The organism is Gimesia algae (genome assembly GCF_007746795.1).
Taxonomy (GTDB): domain Bacteria; phylum Planctomycetota; class Planctomycetia; order Planctomycetales; family Planctomycetaceae; genus Gimesia; species Gimesia algae.
The window spans coordinates 6,914,933-6,934,038 of sequence record NZ_CP036343.1 but is presented as its reverse complement, the minus strand read 5'-3'; the positions used below and the strand labels follow the sequence as shown (position 1 = coordinate 6,934,038).

Annotated in this window: 12 protein-coding genes; 9 read left to right on the top strand and 3 right to left on the bottom strand. The window is 53.1% G+C overall.

Going from position 1 to position 19,106, the window contains the following annotated elements; translation table 11 throughout:
- The first annotated feature begins 56 nt into the window (after positions 1 to 56).
- From mntR to Pan161_RS26065, 4 genes are all read left to right on the top strand, one after another.
- Positions 57 to 476: a manganese-binding transcriptional regulator MntR gene (gene mntR, locus Pan161_RS26080; protein ID WP_145231680.1), complete on the top strand. Its 420-nt coding sequence runs from the start codon at positions 57 to 59 to the stop codon at positions 474 to 476.
- Between the two features lie 129 nt (positions 477 to 605).
- Complete coding sequence (locus tag Pan161_RS26075) at positions 606 to 2,078, top strand: sulfatase (protein WP_145231679.1); 1,473 nt, start codon at positions 606 to 608, stop codon at positions 2,076 to 2,078.
- A 35-nt stretch (positions 2,079 to 2,113) separates the two neighbouring features.
- Positions 2,114 to 3,118 carry an amidohydrolase family protein gene (locus Pan161_RS26070; RefSeq protein WP_197995537.1) on the top strand — a complete coding sequence of 335 codons (1,005 nt, stop codon included), beginning with the start codon at positions 2,114 to 2,116 and terminating at the stop codon, positions 3,116 to 3,118.
- Positions 3,119 to 3,409: 291 nt separating this feature from the next.
- Positions 3,410 to 4,810, top strand: coding sequence for a DUF1501 domain-containing protein (locus tag Pan161_RS26065; RefSeq protein ID WP_145231678.1), 1,401 nt, complete (start codon positions 3,410 to 3,412; stop codon positions 4,808 to 4,810).
- Between the two features lie 15 nt (positions 4,811 to 4,825).
- Here the strand turns inward: Pan161_RS26065 and Pan161_RS26060 are convergent, their stop codons facing one another.
- From Pan161_RS26060 to Pan161_RS26050, 3 genes are all read right to left on the bottom strand, one after another.
- Positions 4,826 to 6,256: a sulfatase gene (locus Pan161_RS26060; RefSeq protein ID WP_145231677.1), complete on the bottom strand. Its 1,431-nt coding sequence runs from the start codon at positions 6,254 to 6,256 to the stop codon at positions 4,826 to 4,828.
- Between the two features lie 29 nt (positions 6,257 to 6,285).
- On the bottom strand, positions 6,286 to 7,410 hold the full coding sequence (locus Pan161_RS26055) for an Ig-like domain-containing protein (protein WP_145231676.1): 1,125 nt from the start codon (positions 7,408 to 7,410) through the stop codon (positions 6,286 to 6,288).
- 199 nt (positions 7,411 to 7,609) lie between these two features.
- On the bottom strand, positions 7,610 to 8,767 hold the full coding sequence (locus tag Pan161_RS26050; RefSeq protein WP_145231675.1) for a hypothetical protein: 1,158 nt from the start codon (positions 8,765 to 8,767) through the stop codon (positions 7,610 to 7,612).
- Between the two features lie 355 nt (positions 8,768 to 9,122).
- Between Pan161_RS26050 and Pan161_RS26045 the strand changes: the two genes are divergently transcribed.
- From Pan161_RS26045 to Pan161_RS26025, 5 genes are all read left to right on the top strand, one after another.
- Complete coding sequence (locus Pan161_RS26045) at positions 9,123 to 11,903, top strand: PSD1 and planctomycete cytochrome C domain-containing protein (RefSeq protein WP_145231674.1); 2,781 nt, start codon at positions 9,123 to 9,125, stop codon at positions 11,901 to 11,903.
- Between the two features lie 7 nt (positions 11,904 to 11,910).
- Positions 11,911 to 13,395, top strand: a complete 1,485-nt coding sequence (locus Pan161_RS26040) for a DUF1501 domain-containing protein (RefSeq protein WP_145231673.1) — start codon at positions 11,911 to 11,913, stop codon at positions 13,393 to 13,395.
- An 81-nt stretch (positions 13,396 to 13,476) separates the two neighbouring features.
- A complete protein-coding gene (locus tag Pan161_RS26035) occupies positions 13,477 to 14,295 on the top strand; it encodes a glycerophosphodiester phosphodiesterase (protein WP_145231672.1) in 819 nt (272 codons plus the stop codon).
- A gap of 90 nt (positions 14,296 to 14,385) precedes the next feature.
- Positions 14,386 to 14,775: a BlaI/MecI/CopY family transcriptional regulator gene (locus Pan161_RS26030; RefSeq protein ID WP_145231671.1), complete on the top strand. Its 390-nt coding sequence runs from the start codon at positions 14,386 to 14,388 to the stop codon at positions 14,773 to 14,775.
- 51 nt (positions 14,776 to 14,826) lie between these two features.
- On the top strand, positions 14,827 to 19,098 hold the full coding sequence (locus tag Pan161_RS26025) for a M56 family metallopeptidase (protein ID WP_145231670.1): 4,272 nt from the start codon (positions 14,827 to 14,829) through the stop codon (positions 19,096 to 19,098).
- Positions 19,099 to 19,106 lie beyond the last annotated feature (8 nt).

The window sequence follows — 19,106 nt, the reverse complement described above, 5'->3', positions numbered from 1 at the left end:
GGATCTCGGTACCATGGAACGCCAGAAATCACTAACGACACTCAAGGCGAGACAGGATGGCAAAGAAGCAGCAACCTAAGAATCAACACGAACGCACGCGTGTGGATCATGCAACCGAAATTGCAGAGGACTATGTAGAAGCGATTGCAGAAATGATAGAAGAGCAGGGCGTCTGCCGGGTGAAAGATCTGGCGGAACACTTTGCTGTGAGCCATGTGACCGTCAATCGTACCGTAGCCCGTCTGCAGCGGGATGGCTATGCCACCACTGAGCCTTACAGTCCTGTCGAACTGACCACACAGGGCGCGCGCCTTGCGAAAGATTCCCGCCGCCGCCATGAAATCGTCCTCAGCTTTCTGATTGCACTCGGCGTCAGCGAAGAGACGGCTGCGACAGATTCCGAAGGCATCGAACATCATGTCAGCCCGGAAACACTGGCGATCATGGAATCATTCGTCGCCAAAGTGCAGGGGTGATCATTACCGGAAAAGGATCACACTTTTTCTGGCTCCAATGCAAAATTCTTAGCTGAATTCAAGGACCGGGTCTGCTAGCATGGATGGAACAGACAATGTCATTCCATTCTTTAATAACGGAGCGCATTCATGATCAACAGCCTCGGTCGATTCATCTTCTGTTTTCTGTTTTGTGTTCTCATAACCACCCAACCTGCTTCCGCCGCCGATTCGAAACCCAATGTTCTGTTTCTGATCTGCGACGATCTGAACTGTGACCTGGGCTGTTATGGCCACACACAGGTACAGTCTCCCAATATTGACCAACTGGCAAAGCAGGGCGTTCGCTTTGAGCACGCCTACTGTCAGTTCCCGTTATGTGGTCCCAGCCGAGCCTCGTTCATGACAGGCATGTATCCCGATCAGACGCTCGTGCATCGCAATGGAATTTATATTCGGGAACATGTGCCCAATGTAATAACTATGTCGCAGATGTTTCGTAATCACGGTTACTTTGCGACCCGTGTGGGAAAAATATATCACTATAATGTTCCCAAACACATTGGCTCTGGCGGACACGATGACCCCTATTCCTGGAATCAGACTTTCAATCCTCGCGGTCGGGATGTGGATGACGAAGACCAGATCTTCAGTCTTGTGCCGGGGAGTTTTGGGGGCACACTCAGCTGGCTGGCTGCGGAGGGAACCGATGCCGAACAGACCGACGGCATTGCCGCCGACATCGCGATTCAGCAGTTAAAGAAATTCGCGGAATCCAAAGAACCATTCTTCCTCGCCGTAGGCCTGTATCGACCGCATACCCCCTATGTCGCACCGAAAAATTATTTCGAAAAATATCCCCTCGATCAAATCAAAGTACCACAGAGCCCGGACGGATATCTGAAAACCATTCCCGCGTCGGCACGGAAATCGGTCACCCGCAAAAAAAATCAGGTTGATCTGCCCGACAAGCTGGCCCGCCAGGCGATTCAGGCCTATTACGCATCGATTACCTTCGCCGATGCCCAACTGGGACATATCCTGTCTGCTCTCAAAGAGACGGGCCTTGATGAAAATACCATCGTTGTATTCACCTCCGATCACGGCTATCACATGGGCGAACATGGACACTGGCAGAAAACGACACTGTTTGAAAACGCAACCCACGTGCCTCTGATTATCGCCGGCCCCGGTGTCACCGCCAAAGGGCAGACCGCTGCTGCTCCTGCAGAAATGGTCGACTTTTATCCCACACTCGCCGACCTGTGTGGACTGAAAGCACCGGCGTCGGTTTCCGGTATCAGCCAGGTTCCGACCTTAAAAGACGCCACTGCTGCATCCCGCAAAACGGCACTCACGCAGTATGCGAACGGTTACAGTATCCGCACTCCCACGTTTCGTTATACCGAATGGGGCAAAAACGGCAGTGAAGGGGTGGAACTCTACGATCACAAGTCTGATCCTGCGGAAATGCACAACCTGGCAAACCAGGCGAAGACTCAAAAATTACGCGACGAATTAGCACAGATTCTTCACGAACGCATCGAACAGGCGAATGTTGCGCCCAAAGGTGTTAAGCAAATTACCTTCGAGAACCGCCGTCGCGTTCCCAAACAAAAATGAATCCCAGACTTGTATTTCCTGCGACGGTCGTTTTAATGGAATCAACGCACCTCGATCCCTCCAATGATTATCTGGAACGAAATATGAATCTCTCCCGCCGCGAATTTTCCAAATCACTCGTTTTAGCTGGCCTCAGTTGTACCGCCGGTCAATGGCCTACCAGAGCAGTCCGGGCAGCCGAACCCAGCATCAAAGCAGGCACCGGTTTCATTGACGTCCATACGCACATTGGCACCTATACCGATCCGAAAAAGAATCTGACGGCGGAAGGTCTGATCAGGTGGATGGACGAGAACCAGATTGAAAAATCTTGTGTGTTGCCTTTGACATCGCCGGAATCGACCAAGTATCTGCAGACGACCGAATCAGTACTTGCTGCAGCCAAAGCTCATCCGGATCGGCTGATTCCCTTCTGCTCCGTCGACCCGCGCACCACACACGCTGGCAGTGTGAAAGCGCTGGTCGGGATGATCCAGGCCTGGGTCGATCAGGGCGCGAAAGGCTTCGGAGAACATAAGGTGGGGCTCAACTTTGATGATCCCCTGATGATGCGCGTCTACGAAGCCTGTCAGGAAGTCGGCATCCCGCTGCTGTTTCATATCGATACCATTCGCGGCAAAGATGTCCCCGGACTGAAGCGCCTGGAAAACGCCCTCAAAACATTTCCCGAACTGAATTTCATCGGCCATGGTCCCGGCTGGTGGGCTTCTATTTCCGGTGGCCTCACTCCCAAAGAACTGGGGGGCTATCCGAAAGACAAAGTCAAACCGGGAGGCGCCATCGATGATCTGATGAGTCGTTATCCCAATATTTATGGCGATCTCTCAGCAGGTTCCGGTGCGAATTCCATCTCCCGTGATTTGGAGTTCGGCACGGAGTTTTTAATCCGTCGCCAGGATCGGATTCTGTTCGGTACCGATTATCTCGCACCAGGGCAGAACGTACCTCAGTTTGAACTGTTCGAAAAACTGGAACTGCCGGCTGAGGTCCGCGCGAAAATTAATCGTGAAAATGCCATCAAAGTTCTGAAACTGACTTAAGTTAACGCGGAACTGGCCCCCTGAATTGTTCGGTTGGCAGGTTTTACAGGAATTATTCCGCTGGGGTGCTGTAAAAATGGACACATTGTTGAGGAATCTTAATAATTCCCGGGAACTTCGCGTTGTAATTTCCGATCATATTCGTGTATGCTGATACTAATTCAAAGTCCTGCCTGAGCTGCTCACCACAGGGGATACGACAGAAAAACGCTTCTTTTTATTTCAGAAGCTGATTTCTATGTAACCCTAAATAAATAATCGAACCTTCGATTACACTACGGGAGAATTCGGATGTCCCAGCCACTCAAAAGTTCCCACGGACAACATCACCAGTCCGGCAGCGGATTTTCCGCATTCGCTCCTGGTTCTGATCTGGTGCACGTCGGCAGCCGTCGCTGGTTTCTGCAGATGGGAATGGCCGGTCTCGCCGGGCTCTCGATGCCGGAATTACTCAAAAGACAGGCGCTGGCCGCACCACAGGCTCAGCTCACGCATCCGGTTCAGGCCAAGTCTGTGATTATGATCTGGTTGTCTGGTGGACCCAGTCAGCTGGATATGTGGGATCTTAAACCGCAGGCACCGAAAGAAATCCGTGGTCCCTTCAATCCAATTCAGACTTCCGTCAGCGGCATTGAAATCTGTGAGCATATGCCAGAGCAGGCTGCGATGATGGACAAGTTCGCCATTATCCGTTCCATGGATGCATCAACCAGTAACCATACACCGACGACTTTCCAGGCCTGCAATCCCAAATCACGTCGTACGAACGACAATCGGGATGGCGGCGGCTATCCTTCCATGGGTTCCGTTGCCGCGAAATTCCGTGGTCCCAATGTGCCCGGCATGCCCGGCTTCGTCGCATTAGCCGACAGCATGGCCGCCGACATCTATGGTGCCGGTCATCTCGGTCATCGTTATGAACCCCTGGACGGCGTCAAGTCAGCCGGAAAGTTCGGTATGCCTGCAGGAGTGCAGACTGCCCGTCTGACTGATCGCGAAGAATTACGTCAGCAGTTTGATCGACTGCGAAAACATACAGAGCTCTCGCCCGAACTATCCCTGCAGGATCGATATGTGCAGGAAGCGTACGACATGGTGCTCTCTGGAAATGTCGCCAAAGCCTTTGATGTGAACCGGGAATCAGCAGAGGTTCGCGAGAAGTACGGCAAACATTCCTTCGGCCAGAAGTCACTGTTGGCCCGCCGACTCGTCGAAGCGGGGGTGACTTTCATTACGATGAGCGATGCCTGGGGGCACTGGGATCATCACGGTGACGAAGTCAAATGGGGCGGCATCAACAAAGGCCTCAAGCCAATGCTGCCGGTTCTCGATCATGGCATTGCGACACTGATCAATGATCTCGATGAACGAGGTCTGCTCGATACGACGCTGGTGCTCGTCCTGGGTGAATTCGGTCGAGGTCCCGTCATTACCAAAACCGATGGCCGCGGACACTGGACTCCCGTCATGTCGATGCTGGCAGCGGGTGCAGGAGTGCCCGGCGGTCAGGTCATTGGTGCCACCGATCGTCGCGGCGGTGAAATCGCTGAACGTCGACTGGGCCCCGGAGACCTGGGGGCCACCGTCTTCAAGAAACTGGGCATCGACCCCTACGGCCACTGGATCAAACCGGGCGGACGTCCCACACCACTGGTTGAAGGTCCTTCCGCTCCGATTGCTGAGCTTGGTTAATTCGCTGTCTCAACTTCACTTTGCTTTTGCAGCGACAGGCATCCGCGCCTGTTGTGCTTTCAGACTTTGCTTGAGTTCTGCCTGCAGTTTTGCTGCTTTCTCAGGATGAGCATTACTGAGATCGTGCTGCTCTGCCGGGTCCTCTTTCAAGTCATACAGTTCATTCTGACCGGTTTCATAAAACTGCAGCAGTTTCCAGTCCCCTCTGCGAATGGCAGACACCGGTTTTGTTTTGCTGATAACAGTATCATTGACGCCAATATCGGGCTTCGCGTTCAAATAACCTTTTTCCGGATGGTAATAAGGGAAATGCCACGTTAAAGACCGTTCAGGCCAGGCAGCAGTTGCCCCGTGAAACAGAGGAAGCAGACTCTCGCCATCCAGCGTCAGGTTGGAGCAGTCGACGCGGGCCACATCACAAAAGGTAGGAAACAGATCAGTGCCGCTCACAGGTATTGAACAGACAGAGTCAGCCACAACATGCTGCGGCCAGCGCACCAGCAGAGGCACACGGATGCCCGCTTCATACAGATTCCATTTACTGCCTCGCAGCGGCGCATTGTCGGCGTATTCAGGATGTCCGCCGTTATCTGATGTGAAAACGACCAGCGTTGACTCGCGTAAGCCCTGCTGATCCAATGCAGCCAGAACCTGCCCCACATACGCGTCCAGTGTTTCAATGAACGCGCCATAATGTGTGTGGAGTATCTCATCACCTGAGCCGGCAGCGGCGCGCTTCTGATATTTTTTTACCAGCCAGTCAGTCGGCGCGCGGACCGGCGTATGTACATGGAAGTAGGACAGATACAGAAAAAAAGGCTGCTCGCGTTTCTGCTTCAGAAAATCAATCGCATGTTCTGTCACCGCATCTGGTGGAAATTCTCCCTCCGCGAAGTCGCCGGGCTGCCAGTCGAATTTCTTTGCATACGGATGACTGCCAAACGTCTCTTTCGCCGACTCAAATCCCTGCTGCTGTGGACCATGCGTCGGACTCCAGCCCAGGTAATGCTGGTAATGCTCACAGACATGCCATTTTCCGAAGAAACCGGTCTGGTAATCTGCCTGTCGCAGTATCTCCGCGATCGTCACTTCTTTCAAAGGCAGGTCCCGTGTGTACGCGGGCGGCTGCAGTTGACGTGCGGGCGGTTCCACTCCGGCCGGCTTGGTGACAAATTCAAAATGCAGTCGTGCAGGACTGCGTCCAGTCAGTATTGATGCCCGCGATGCACTGCAGATCGGTGCGGGAGAATAGGCATTCGTGAATCGCAGCCCCTGTTTCGCCAGTTGATCCAGGTGGGGCGTCTCCGCGAGTGTGCCCCCATAACAGCCCAGGTCTTTCCAGCCCAGGTCGTCTGCCAGAATGAACACGATGTTGGTCTTTTCGGCTGCATAATTCAGAGGTAAGCACAAGCAGAAAAACAGGAAACAAAACAGAGAGCGCAGCATCAGTGAACCTTAAACAAAAGAGATTGGAATTATTCAATGGGAAACACAATAGTATAAGAACGATCAACCAACTTCGATGGCGTCTGTTGTCGGGAAAGATCTATGGCAAAGGGACGATCGAGACTGTTGCCCGCCAGATCTTCGATCACCGTCCCTACCGCCAGTTGATATCGGCCTGCCTGCCACGGTGAATCGGGGATGAATCGCCAGATGGTTTCGTTCTTCGCCACCTCGATCTTTCCCGAAACCGCCTTCGCGTTGATGTCTTTAAGAGCAAACTGGCTGAAGAGTAGCGCGTAATCAAGGGGCTCATCGAATTCATAAATCAATGGCTCACGTGTTCCCGCTGTGGGGTGATTCAATTTCCATTTGTGGATGTCTGGCTGGTGTTCATCCATGGCGACCGCTTTGAAAGATTTTTTCGCTTCTTTTCCGAGCGGATGTCCCGACAGCGCGGCCCATTTCGGGCTGATTCGCAGTTCATAATCCTGCCCGGCATTCAGAATCGCGCCCAGTTCGACATTCAGATTCACTCCCGTTTTCTGGCGTCCCGGATGAAACCAGAGCGTCAGCTGTTTGCCATTGCGTGACCAGAGTTCCGTGTGACGAAACGGGCGGGGTACGAGCTGCCCCTGTGTTTTGTTGAACAGAGAAAAGTGTTCGAAGATATCTCCCTGCTGCATCGGCTCGGAGAATTGAATATAAAATTTCAGATGATTGGCGGGCAGTTGATTACCCGAAGGATAGATCGACAGTACGCGCGGCGGCTTGCTGTCGGGCAGTGGAAGTGCATAGGTGGCCTGCAAGCGTTGGTCCGGTTTTTTTGTCACCAGCTTTAATGCAGCGGGATCAAAGGTCGCCTGGTAGCGGTTGCCTCGTACCAGCGGAAACGCCGGTTTGAACTCCAGACGATCCTCTTTCAGTTGATAATTTCCCAGCATGGCAGGCAGCTTCTGGTTTTTTTGCGACTTCCGCTTTAGTGAGAGTACCCGCTGGAACTGCGCTTCGTCCGCATCGATAAGAGATACCCAGAATCGGACACTCTCTGCGGTCACCACCACGCGGCACAATCGAGGAACTTTCGCATCTGCTTCAAACGCGAGATGAAATGGCTCTTCCTGTGGCATACCAGCGGCGCAAACCAGTATATCCATTAAGAGAACACAGACTATAAACTGCAGGATTCGCCGGCTGAATGAGCGGCCAGTTGCAGATGATGATTTTAACATCTGAGAGTCATGCCTTCAAAAAATACAGTGCCGGAGCAATCAACAGTTGACTCGAAAAAAACAGACTCTTTTCCATTCCCAAACCTGAACAGAAAAGAGTCTGTGAACCGGAGGAGGTCTCTCGCTATGGCAGTTCAGTAATTTCCAGATCGAGGTGCCCGTCGTTATCACGCAGCACAACGATTTCTTTCTTCTGCAGCTTGTCAATATGCACAGCGCCGGACAGTTGATCGACAATTTCGATGCCATTCGGCCCGGTTTTCTGTTTCACATCGCGGCGGGCCGCTTCTTCGTTGATGTCTTCCGCGTCCAGGTAATCCATATTCACTCGCACGCCCCACCATTTACTCGGGCCATACATACTCTTTTTCCAGTGAAAGCGGAACGTATTGGTCAACAGCCATTCCTTGCCGTCACTTTCATAAGTCAGCATGTCCAGTGGTCGGTTGCCGGAACCCAGTTCCACTACGCTGGTCCCTTTGACTTTGCTGCCGGACTGCAGTTCATCGAGGGGGAACTTGGCGATGGGTGTGCAGGCAAAGGCACCGACGATGTAGTTTTTGCCTTTGTTCGAGTAAGGTACAAACGACTGAATCGGCGCTTTGGTTTCCCATCTTTTGTGTGCGACATGATAGGTTTCTGCGCTGTAAATATCAGCCGAGGTTCCATGCGTCAGTGGCAGGGGAATCGAATAGATCTTGTTAGCGAACTCTTCGTTCGACTGTGCCGCCGCCAATAGTCGGTCACTGGCCAGAGCGACGCCGGTGATGTTGCGGATTTTGGAATCTTTTCCTCCGGGCAGCGCAACCTGAATATAGTCGACTTCCGACAGGTCAAAGTTTTTCACTTTACCCTGGGCATCAATCATCAGAATCGCTGCCTGTCCGTCGGTCTTGCGATTGACGGCAAGATACACGTTACCGCTCTGCGAATTGACGGCCATGTCGGCGATGTCAATCTGTGCGGGCTCGACACCCAGGCTGGATGCGACCGCCACATCCACTTTGGGAACTTTTTGTTCCAGTTTCTTTAACGGTCCGGCATCATGAGTATCGATCACTGTAATTGTCGCTTTCGCAGGGTCCGCCACCACCAGCAATCCGCCGGGTCCAAATGTGATTTTACCAACCGACTTGAAATCGGGATTTCCTTTTTGCACATCTTTGAGATACTTGCTCGCTGCTTCTTTGGTCACGCCCGCCTGCAACAGCGGATCGCCTGCCAACAGCAGCATCAGCGCCAGGATACTGACGGTGCCTTTCATGAGTCTTGATCTGATCATCAAACTGATTCCCTTAAAAAACTTGAAATCGAGGGTCTCCCCTCCCCACCAACTGACTTTAATCGTAATTCTCTGAAATTTGATAGTCAACAAGATTGTCTGCAGAAGCCGCTTTTGCGTCGATTCTTCACAACGGGAAAACAATCAGGCCAGGAGCACAGAAACCTGGGAGCGAATTGCCAGACCTGGCGTTAAGTGCTTGACATTCTGAGTGCAAATTCGGCTATAATGGCATTATTCCGGGATGCGGGCCGCTCTCCGTGATCGGAATACTTACCTGCATGAGTAACTGGACAATCAGACCTGATTGTCAGCCTCCTGACGATTCCTTCCTCAATCGCGAGAAACAACAGCAATGGACGTTTCCCGGCGTAAGTATTTTTGTCTGCTGCTGAACTGTCTGCTGTTCTCTTTTCAGGGATCACAGGTGGCTGACTCTGCAGAAAAACCGAGCTCCTCCACTTCATCTTCTCCCCTGATCTATGAAGACACGATCCTGCCGATTTTCCAGGCGCACTGTCTGAAATGTCACAACACTAAAAATCGCAAAGCAGAATTCGATGTGAGCTCTCCCGCTGCGCTGCTCAAGGGAGGCGAATCGGGAGCCGGCTTAGTTGCAGGCAAGCCGGATGAAAGTCTGCTCTATGAATATCTGCACGATGGTCAGATGCCACCCGAAGGTTCAAAGCCACTTTCTGAAAAAGAACTGCAGTTGATTCACAAGTGGATAACGCAGGGGATGAAGTTTCAACAGAAACCGCAAGTCAGTTCGAAGGCTCTGATATCCCAGCATGATGTGCTGCCGATACTTTATCGCCGTTGCGTAATGTGTCACGGCCCTGAATACCAGGAAGGGGGACTCGACCTGCGCACCAAAGCCGACATGCTGAAGGGAGGCAACGCGGGCGCAGCCATCATCGCCGGCAAACCGGATGAGAGTCTGCTGGTCAAATACATCGTGGAAAAAAACTGCCCGCCCAAAGCAGAAATCAGTCGTGCCGGTATCGAACCGATGACAGCGGAAGAATTAGCGTCCGTGAAAGACTGGATCGCGCAGGGATTGAATGTTGTTACCGATGAACCCCAGGATTTTAATCTCGATCAGGATCCGCTGGTCACAAAATCTGATCGCCAGTTCTGGTCCTTCCAGCCTCCTCAGCAGGTTGAACCGCCGCTGGTAAAGCAACAGTCCCTGGTCAAAAACCCGGTTGATGCCTTTCTGCTTCGGAAGCTGGAAGCAAAGCAGCTCACCTATTCACCGGCAGCCGACCGGCGCACGCTCATCCGTCGCGCGACCTATGTACTGACCGGACTGCCTCCGACTCCTGAAGAAGTGCAGTCGTTTCTGGCTGACGACCGTCCGCAGGCTTATGAAAGGCTCATCGATCGGCTGCTGGAGTCTCCCCGTTACGCGGAGAAGTGGGGGCAGTTCTGGCTCGATCTGGCCGGTTATGCCGACTCCGAAGGCAAACGGAGCGCCGACCTGATTCGCAAATATGCCTGGCGTTATCGTGATTATGTGATTCGATCATTTGGGGAAGACAAAGCATACGACGTATTCCTTACCGAGCAACTGGCCGGCGATGAACTGGTTGATTACGGCAACCCGGAGAACGCGACACCCGAAACGATTGAGAAACTGGTGGCGACCGGTTTTCTGCGCATGGCCCCTGATGGGACGTCGGCCAATCCTGTGAACCGGGTTTCGGACCGGATGGAAGTCATCACCGATGAAATCGATGTGCTCTCGCGCGGCGTGCTCGGCTTGACCATGAACTGTGCCCGCTGTCATAGCCACAAGTACGATCCGATTCCGCAGCGGGACTACTATCGTGTCGTAGCAATTTTTAAAGGTGCCTATGACGAATACGACTGGATGACGCCGCAACCCTTCAGTAACCAGTGGAAGCGGGCCCGCAGTCGATTATTAACGGTGATTCCACAACAGGAACAGACCGCCATCGATGCGCACAATGCGCCATTGGAAAAGCAGATTGCCGAAATCGAGGCGAAGCTCAAGGACAAAAAACTGGCGAAAGATCAGAAGAAGTCACTGGAGAAACAGCTCAAAGAGCTGAAGTCTTCACTCAAAACACCACCGATGATTCGTGCCCTGTGGGATCGCGGCCGTCCGTCACCCACTTACATTTATCGACGTGGCGATGAGAATCAGCCGACACGTCTCGTGCAACCCGGCCCTCCGTCCGCGATTGCCGACGGCATTTCTCCCTATCATGTGGAACCGGTTCAGCAGACCAATTCCAAAACCGGTCGCCGACTCGCATTCGCCCGCTGGCTCACACAGCCCGATCATCCGCTGACGTCCCGTGTGATCGTCAATCGAATCTGGAACAAACATTTCGGGACCGGAATTGTGGAAAGCCTCGATAACTTCGGTGCTTTGGGAACGCCTCCCAGTCATCCGGAACTACTCGACTGGCTCGCGGTCCACTTTGTGAAAGAGGACTGGAGCATCAAGCAGATGCAGCGGCTGATCATGACTTCGCAGGCCTACCGCCAGTCCTCAGTCGTCACGCCTCTGCATCAGAAGTTGGATCCGGAAAATCGGTTGATCTCGCGGATGCCGCTGCGACGACTTGAAGCCGAAGAACTCCGCGATGCATTGATCTTCACCGCCGACCAGCTCGATGAAACTCAATTTGGTCAGCCCGTCGATGTTAAAGTCCGCGCAGATGGACTAGTGACGTCAAAAAGAACTTCTGCCGGCTGGCGCAGAAGCATCTACGTAAGACATCGCCGCAAAGATATGCCCACAATGCTGGAAGTATTCGACCTGCCTCAAATGAATCCGAACTGTACCGAACGCAAAATTTCCAACGTGGTTTCGCAACCGCTGCTGCTGGTGAATAATCGACTGGTTCATGATCTGGCCGATCACTTCGCCCGCCGTGTGCGTGCCGAAGCTGGAGAAGACCCGCGTCAGCGAATCGAACTGGCCTACCAGCTCGCCTTCCAGCGCCCTCCGACACCTGCAGAAACCGAACTGGCCCTGAATTCGATCCAGTTATTAAGTTTGCCCGCCGAAGAGGGTACAAAATCGGAATCGGCACAGAACGGTTTTACCGAATACTGCCACGTGCTGCTCAACTCCGCCGAATTTCTTTACCTCGATTGATACGATCATGACTGATTCCACTGCACAACCTGAGTTGATGTCAGAAATCTCGCGGCGTCGATTTTTTGACCGCATGACTGACGGCCTGTATGGCGTCGCGCTGACATCGCTGCTGGGTCAACAGTCACAGGCATTCGCAGCCGAAGAAACACATCATGCGCAGCGTCTCCCGGAAAACCTGAAGCCCCGGAGTCCGCATTTCAAACCCCGCGCCACGTCAGTCATTCATCTCTGTATGCAGGGAGGTCCCAGTCAGGTCGACCTGTTCGATCCCAAACCCGCTTTGAAAAAATATCATGGCCAGACCGCGCCCCGCGAACTGACGGGCAACGCTGTCTTCGAAACGGACCGCACCGGTAAACTGATGCAGAGTCCCTTCGCATTCAAACGTCATGGGAAATCAGGTGCCTGGGTCTCTGATGCCCTGCCGCATATCGCGCAGGAAGTCGACCAGATGACCATTGTGCGTTCCATGTATAACGTGCACCCCAACCACGAACCGGCGATTTATAAAATGCAGTCCGGGCAGACTTTCCCGGGCCATCCGGCTTTGGGTTCCTGGATTACCTATGGGCTGGGAAATGAAAACCAGAACCTGCCTGCTTACGTGGTGCTCGCCGATCCCAGCAACCGCTTGCCCGTCAATAATGTGGATAACTGGATGTCCGGTTATCTTTCGCCCCTGTATCAGGGCACACGCATGAAAGCCACCGGATCGCCGCTGCTCAATCTCGCTCCTGATTACGCACACGCTGAACAGGTCAGTCGCAATAAACAACAACTACTCAAACAGCTCGACCGTATGCATCAGAAGCAGCGGCCTGGTCAGCAGGAACTGGAAGCCCGCATCCAGAATTACGAGATGGCCGCTAACATGCAGCTCGAAGCAACAGAGACGCTCGATATCTCACAAGAGACATCCGACACCCTTAATATGTATGGCATCGATCAGAAAGAAACCGACAGCTTCGGCAGACGCTGTCTGCTGGCACGCCGGCTGGTCGAGAAGGGGGTTCGCTTTGTGCAACTCTATACTCGAGGCCAGATGTGGGACAATCATTCCAAGATCCAGAAATCGCTGCTGTCCGCCTGCGGTCAGACCGACCTGCCTGTCGCCGGACTGTTGAAAGACCTGCGTCAGCGGGGTCTGCTCGATTCGACGCTTGTTCTCTGGGGAGGCGAATTCGGCCGCCTGCCCACCGCTCAGATCACTTCCAGCGCGAAAATGAATGTCGCCGGCCGCGATCATGGCCCGTATGGTTTCTCCGCCTGGATGGCCGGGGGAGGCGTGAAACAGGGGCTCGTCTACGGTAACACCGACGAAGTCGGCTACGCGTCGGTGGAAAATCGAGTCAGCATCCAGGACTGGCACGCCACGGTGTTGCATCTGCTGGGGCTGGATCACGAACGGCTGGTTTACGAACGCAACGGGCTGGGCGAACGCCTGACCCATCAGTTCTCCACCAACGTTGTGCACGATATCATCGCCTGAGTGAATTTCATCGCCTCTTCTTGAGATGTTCATCTCCAACCGATAGCATGGTTTTCGGCTATTTTAAGGGAGTCTCTACTGATGAAGTCCACGTTTACCATTCTATTCGCTCTGACCCTGACGACACTGCTGTCTGCTGCGGAACCTGCATTTCTGCACAACGGCGTCACCGCACACCGGGGGAATTCGGGAGCGCATCCCGAGAACACAATGCCCGCCTTTCGCAGTGGAGTTGCCGTCGGTGCAGACTGGATCGAACTCGATATCTTCCAGACCAAGGATGGTCAACTGGTCGTCACACACGACAAAACCACACAGCGCGTCGGCGATAAGGATCTGGATGTCGCTAACTCGACTTTTGAGGAACTCAAAACGGTCGACGTCGCGACTGACTTCCGTAAACGACATCAGCTGACAAAAAAAGAATGCCCGCCTCAGCAGATGCCGCTGTTGAAAGAGGTGCTCAACATGATAAAGCAGCAGCAGAAGACTCGCGTCTCGATTCAACCCAAAGCAGACTGTGTGAGAGAAACCATCGCGCTGGTCAGACAGCTCAAGATGGAATCCTGGGTCGGCTTCAATGATGGGAACCTGAATTATATGACGCAGGTCAAGCAGTTGGCGCCGGAAATCCCTGTCTTCTGGGATCGAGGGGCCGACACGGATCTCGAAGCCGACATCAACATCGCCAAACAGCGTGGCTTCGAAGCACTCGTTCTGCATTTCAAAGGAATCACTCTCGAGAAAGTCCAGCAGATCAAAGCCGCCAGTCTCGAACCAGGCGCCTGGACCGTCAACGATCCCGCAGTCATGAAGCAACTGTTAAAACAGGGTATCGAACGCATTTATACCGACGAGCCGTCTCTGCTGCTGCGGTTGAAACAGTCTCAGTCTGACTGAGCTGTCCTTTGTTGAATAAAATAAAACTGTGAAAAACTCACATATTGCTCTTGAAGTCTCTCTCGAAGTGTGAAAAAATCACAGATAGGAATGGCGTTTTCCCTTTTGGAGCGAGGCTTTCGTATGGATCAACCCAATCAGAATGAACTGGAAGTGCTGCGACTGTTATGGAATAGCGCACCTCAAAAACCGGCTGAGCTGCAGGAATCGTTTGGCTGGGACATTGATAACGGCACTCTGCGGAGTGTGCTCGTCGGCATGGTCGAGCGGGGACTGCTGTCTCGGAAACGAAATGGACGGGCTTATCTGTATACACCCAAGGTCAAACGCGAAACACAACTGCGACAGACAGTCCGGCGGCTGGCAGAAGTCTTTACCGGCGGTTCCACGGGCCAACTGCTGATGGAACTGGCTGAGAAGGAACGTTTGAGTCCTGAAGAACTCAAACAGCTCAAGAAGATTGCCCGCGGCGAATCGTGACGGACAGCGATTTTCTTCCTTTTGAAATTCAAACTTGTTGAGGACCTGAAAATGGATGACGTCACTTTCATCATATACACACTGGTCCGACTTAGTCTGTTACTGGTACTGGGTTGGGTGACGCTGAGGCTGATCCGCAACCACAATCCGCGCTGGTCTGTTTTGACCTCACGTTGCCTGATTTCAGCGGCGCTGTTGATGCCGCTCGCCTGTCTCTGTCTGCCTGTCACCAGTCTGGCGGTTTTACCCCCGGTTGAGTCACAAACCGCAGATTCGACAGAGACTTTCAGAGAAAATGAGACACCTGTCATTTCAGAAAGCGTAAAGCCGGAGCCTGCCGTTTCCCTGCAACCTGTACCACTGAACTTACCGGGAATTTCTCCGGAGCCGAAACAATCTGACGCGAAGATATCATCAGAACCACTGGTTGCCGATATTCCTTCAGATACACAATCTGAACCAGAACGATCAGCGGCGGCAGTCACTCTTGTTGAATCTAATATCAGAACGCGTTCTCTTACAAACCGGCAGGCATCGTCGCCAGTTCAATCAGAATTCCCCTGGTGGCTGGTCTGTTGGATCGTCATCAGTTTGCTGTTACTTCTGCGCATCGGCTGGCAGATTCAACGCATGAGGAAACTGTTATATTATTCAGAAACAGCGCCCGCTTCACTACAGCCAGAATGTGATGCGCTGGCGGCGCAGTTCAATCTCAAACATGTACCACCGCTGCGCGTTTCGTCGCAGTTAGAAGGACCCTGTACCATCGGACTGATTCAACCGACGGTGTTACTGCCGGTATCCTGGATCAACGAACTTTCGCAATCAGAACGCCGCGCGATTCTAATGCATGAATTATCGCATGTGGCCAGTTTCGACTTATTCTGGGACCTGCTTTCACGTCTCGTGTCTGCAATCTGGTGGTTTCATCCACTGGTCTGGCGGTTGACTGCACGGCATCGGCTGGCGTGTGAGCACATGTCCGATGCGCTGGCCGCAGATTCGATTGACGACATTGAAAGCTATCGACAGTTGTTGGCTGGCTGGGCGCTGCATCGTCAGGGAGCAGAAACCCGCGCGTCGGCACTTGCAATGGCCGATCGCAGTTTCCTGCTCCGCAGGTTAAAATGGCTGGAAACTCCACGCTCTATTCACAGGCTGAAACGTTCACGCTGCTATGCATGCCTGTTGTTGGCGGTGCTGCTGTCAGTCGGCATTGCCTCTGTTCGTTTCAGTCCCCAGGTGATCGCACAAAAACCGGATCAGCCGGAAGAAGTCAAAAATACCGAACCAAAAGACAACAAAGAAAAACTCAAAGCAGATCCGAAGAAAGCTGACGCGTCCCGCGTCAGAAAACCGGGGAAAGCCGACATCAACCTGAAGCAGACAACACCTAAAATCGTGACTGTTGTCGACGACAAGGATCAACCCGTTGAAGGTGCCAAAGTCCGTGTTGGCTGGTGGGAGGATAACGAAGGTGACATGCAGCTCAAAATTGTCATCAATCCTCCGATCACCAATCAGAAAGGGGAAGTGACCATCCAGGTACCTGAGGGCGCTGCCCGGGCACAGATTTCTGCTGAAGCGGAGGGCTATGCAAAAGCCGGAAAACAATATTCACTCAGCGGCAGTCCCAAGCTGGTCCTGCAGCCGGGGCGGATCATTCGTGTCAAAGCGATGGATGTGAAAGGAAACCGACTGCCCGATGCGTATCCCCTGCTGGAAGACTCGCACATTCTGGGTCGCGAATTCAAACAGAACGATCGGCGCCTGGGTTACTTTACCTCACCCGTCGTCGAACTGGACCGTCGCTGGATGCGGGTTGTGGCGAGAAAAGAAGAGGGGACCGTTCTGTTCAGTCGCTTGATTGATGTGACCAGTCCAGAACGTGTGGAAGAGGACGGCACAATTGTGGCGATCCTCGAACCGGGCATCCGTCTGGAAGGTCGACTGGACGACTCGGTGCCGCGGCCACTCAAAAATGGCTGCGTGGAACTCTATATCAATGAAGGTCAGGATCACAAGATCGGCGGAGGCTGGACCTGGGAGCAGACCGCGGATGTGAAAGAAGACGGCACGTTCGAATTCGACTCCCTGCCGACCGGCGGTCACGTGCAGCTGTTTGCGCTGGTGGACGGTCATCAGTCGACGCGACCGACGGTTCAGTCATTGAAAAACTATCTGAAGCGGCACAACGCCGGAGAGGAATCGATTCTCGACAATGCCATCCAGCGGCACGACGCGTTCTGGCCGCACCTGTTTCCGCTCACACAGGGTCTTTATAAAACCGAGGTGGAACTTCCCTGCACGCCAACGACATCACTGGACGTCAAAGTGGTCGATCCCCTTGGACAACCGATCGAAGGGGCGACAGTCAAATTCAATCCCAACGGGTTATTTTTTAGTGGGGAGCTGTTCATTCCGGCGATAGTCTCCTTAGAGATGTCGAACCAGATTATTCGTCATAACAATGAGGAAGTCAAACAGCGCTATCAATGGGGGAACGATACCTTTCTGGGTGTGAAAACGGATGCACAGGGAATTGCCCGGGTACGGAATCTGCCCGCCGACGACAGTGAATCCTACAAGGTTTCTGCGGATGGGTATCAAATGCCGATTTACCCCAACTCCTTTGAAGATGGGCCGAGGCGATACGCCTTAATTGATCTGTCAGGCGGTAAAACGCTGCGACGGACCATTACGATGGAAAAATATGTGCCGGTCTCATCACGGGAAATTCTTGTCGTGAATCAAAACGCTGAACCGGTTCCCGGTATCACCGTCACTGTGAACGAAATCGCCTTTGAAAACGCTCCTGATGACTGGCAGCTCTGGGCGTCCCAGCGGTTTGGGCCAATGGCCTCAGAGAAAACGGGGGATGACGGCATCGTTCGCCTGCAGCTTCCATTGGAAGTCAACGGGGAGGCGGTCTCCCGACTGCGAATTACCGTTCAGGGGCGTGTGAAAATAGAAGGCACATTACGCGACGCTTACGTACAACGCAAAAGACTGATCATTCCCCGCGAAGCTGACGGGCGGGTGGTTGTGCTGACCATTTCCAAAGAAGCCCCCAAGGAGAAAAACCAGTTCTTTGATGTTGCTGTCGCCTATGAAAAGCCGGAAGCACTATTGAGTCATTTGCCGAAACTACTTCTCAAAAAACTGCAGACACAACCCTCAATGGTCGTTCTTAATGGACTGCTGAAAATGAATCAGTTCGACGCTGCCACACCGCTTCAATTTACGAGCGACTGGAACCTGATTGGGAAAAACAGTTCAAAAAAGTCTGAACGATCTCCGATCGCTACGATTGCCACACCGCAGGGCGAACGCGTCATCGTGTTATGTGCAGTCCGCCCCAAAGACGCTACCTGGGAGCTCAAACCCAAACTCCGGTTTCCGCCTCGGGCCGCGTTTGTCTTCGATGCGGAAGGCACACTGATTCGAATGCTGGGGGGCTGGGCTTCTTCCCGAGGTTCCTACTGCAATGTCATGCTCAATAACCTGGGGGGGACCGATGATTATTTCATTACCACCTCTGCTTTTGAAACGCATGGTCCCTTTGAATATATCCAGCACTGGTATCAGATCGGACAAGAAGACAAGCCCGCGCTCACCTTTTATGGCTATGCGAACGCGACCAGTTGGAGCGGCAAGCCAGGCCCTTCGCAGCCACTGGCAGAATTTGGTTATCTGGATTTAGGGTTTAATGGCAGTAGACCGGATCATCTTGTCTGTGGCGTTTTACCCAATGGAACCCAGGCACCACGCAAAATTTACTGGGACGGCGTCCATAAGCAGTTCATTGCCCCGGTCCGGGAAAGCGTGGAGGGGAAGCCACTGTACCAGGTGGACCTGGAGCATTCCCATCAGTTTGTCCCGCTGCAGGTAGAACCGGGGCATCTGGTTGTCGGCGGTGGTCGTCGCGACTACAAAAACTGGCATGCCTGGAGTTGTGTGGTTCCGCAGGGAAAAACTGCCCGCGTGCATCTGTTCTCGGTCGATGCTTCCGGAGGACAGCCAGTCGAGACAGACTATTTCACCCGGGAACTGTCGGCAGGTCAGCACAATCTGCACCTGCATCTTGCTGACAACCAGCAGGATCAAAGTCAGTCTGATGCAGAGCTTCAAATTGATGATACGATCAAAGAGAAACTGACGGTCCCCCGCGTGCCCATTGCCGGAGTCCCGTCAGTCAAAGGAGTTTCGATTGCCCGTACGGGGAAGGGGCCGCTGGATCTGTTTAATCGCAAAACCACTCAGAAACAGCAACGGCTCATCTGGCGAGTGGAACTGCTGGATTCACCAGATAAAAGTGAGTAGGGGCGATC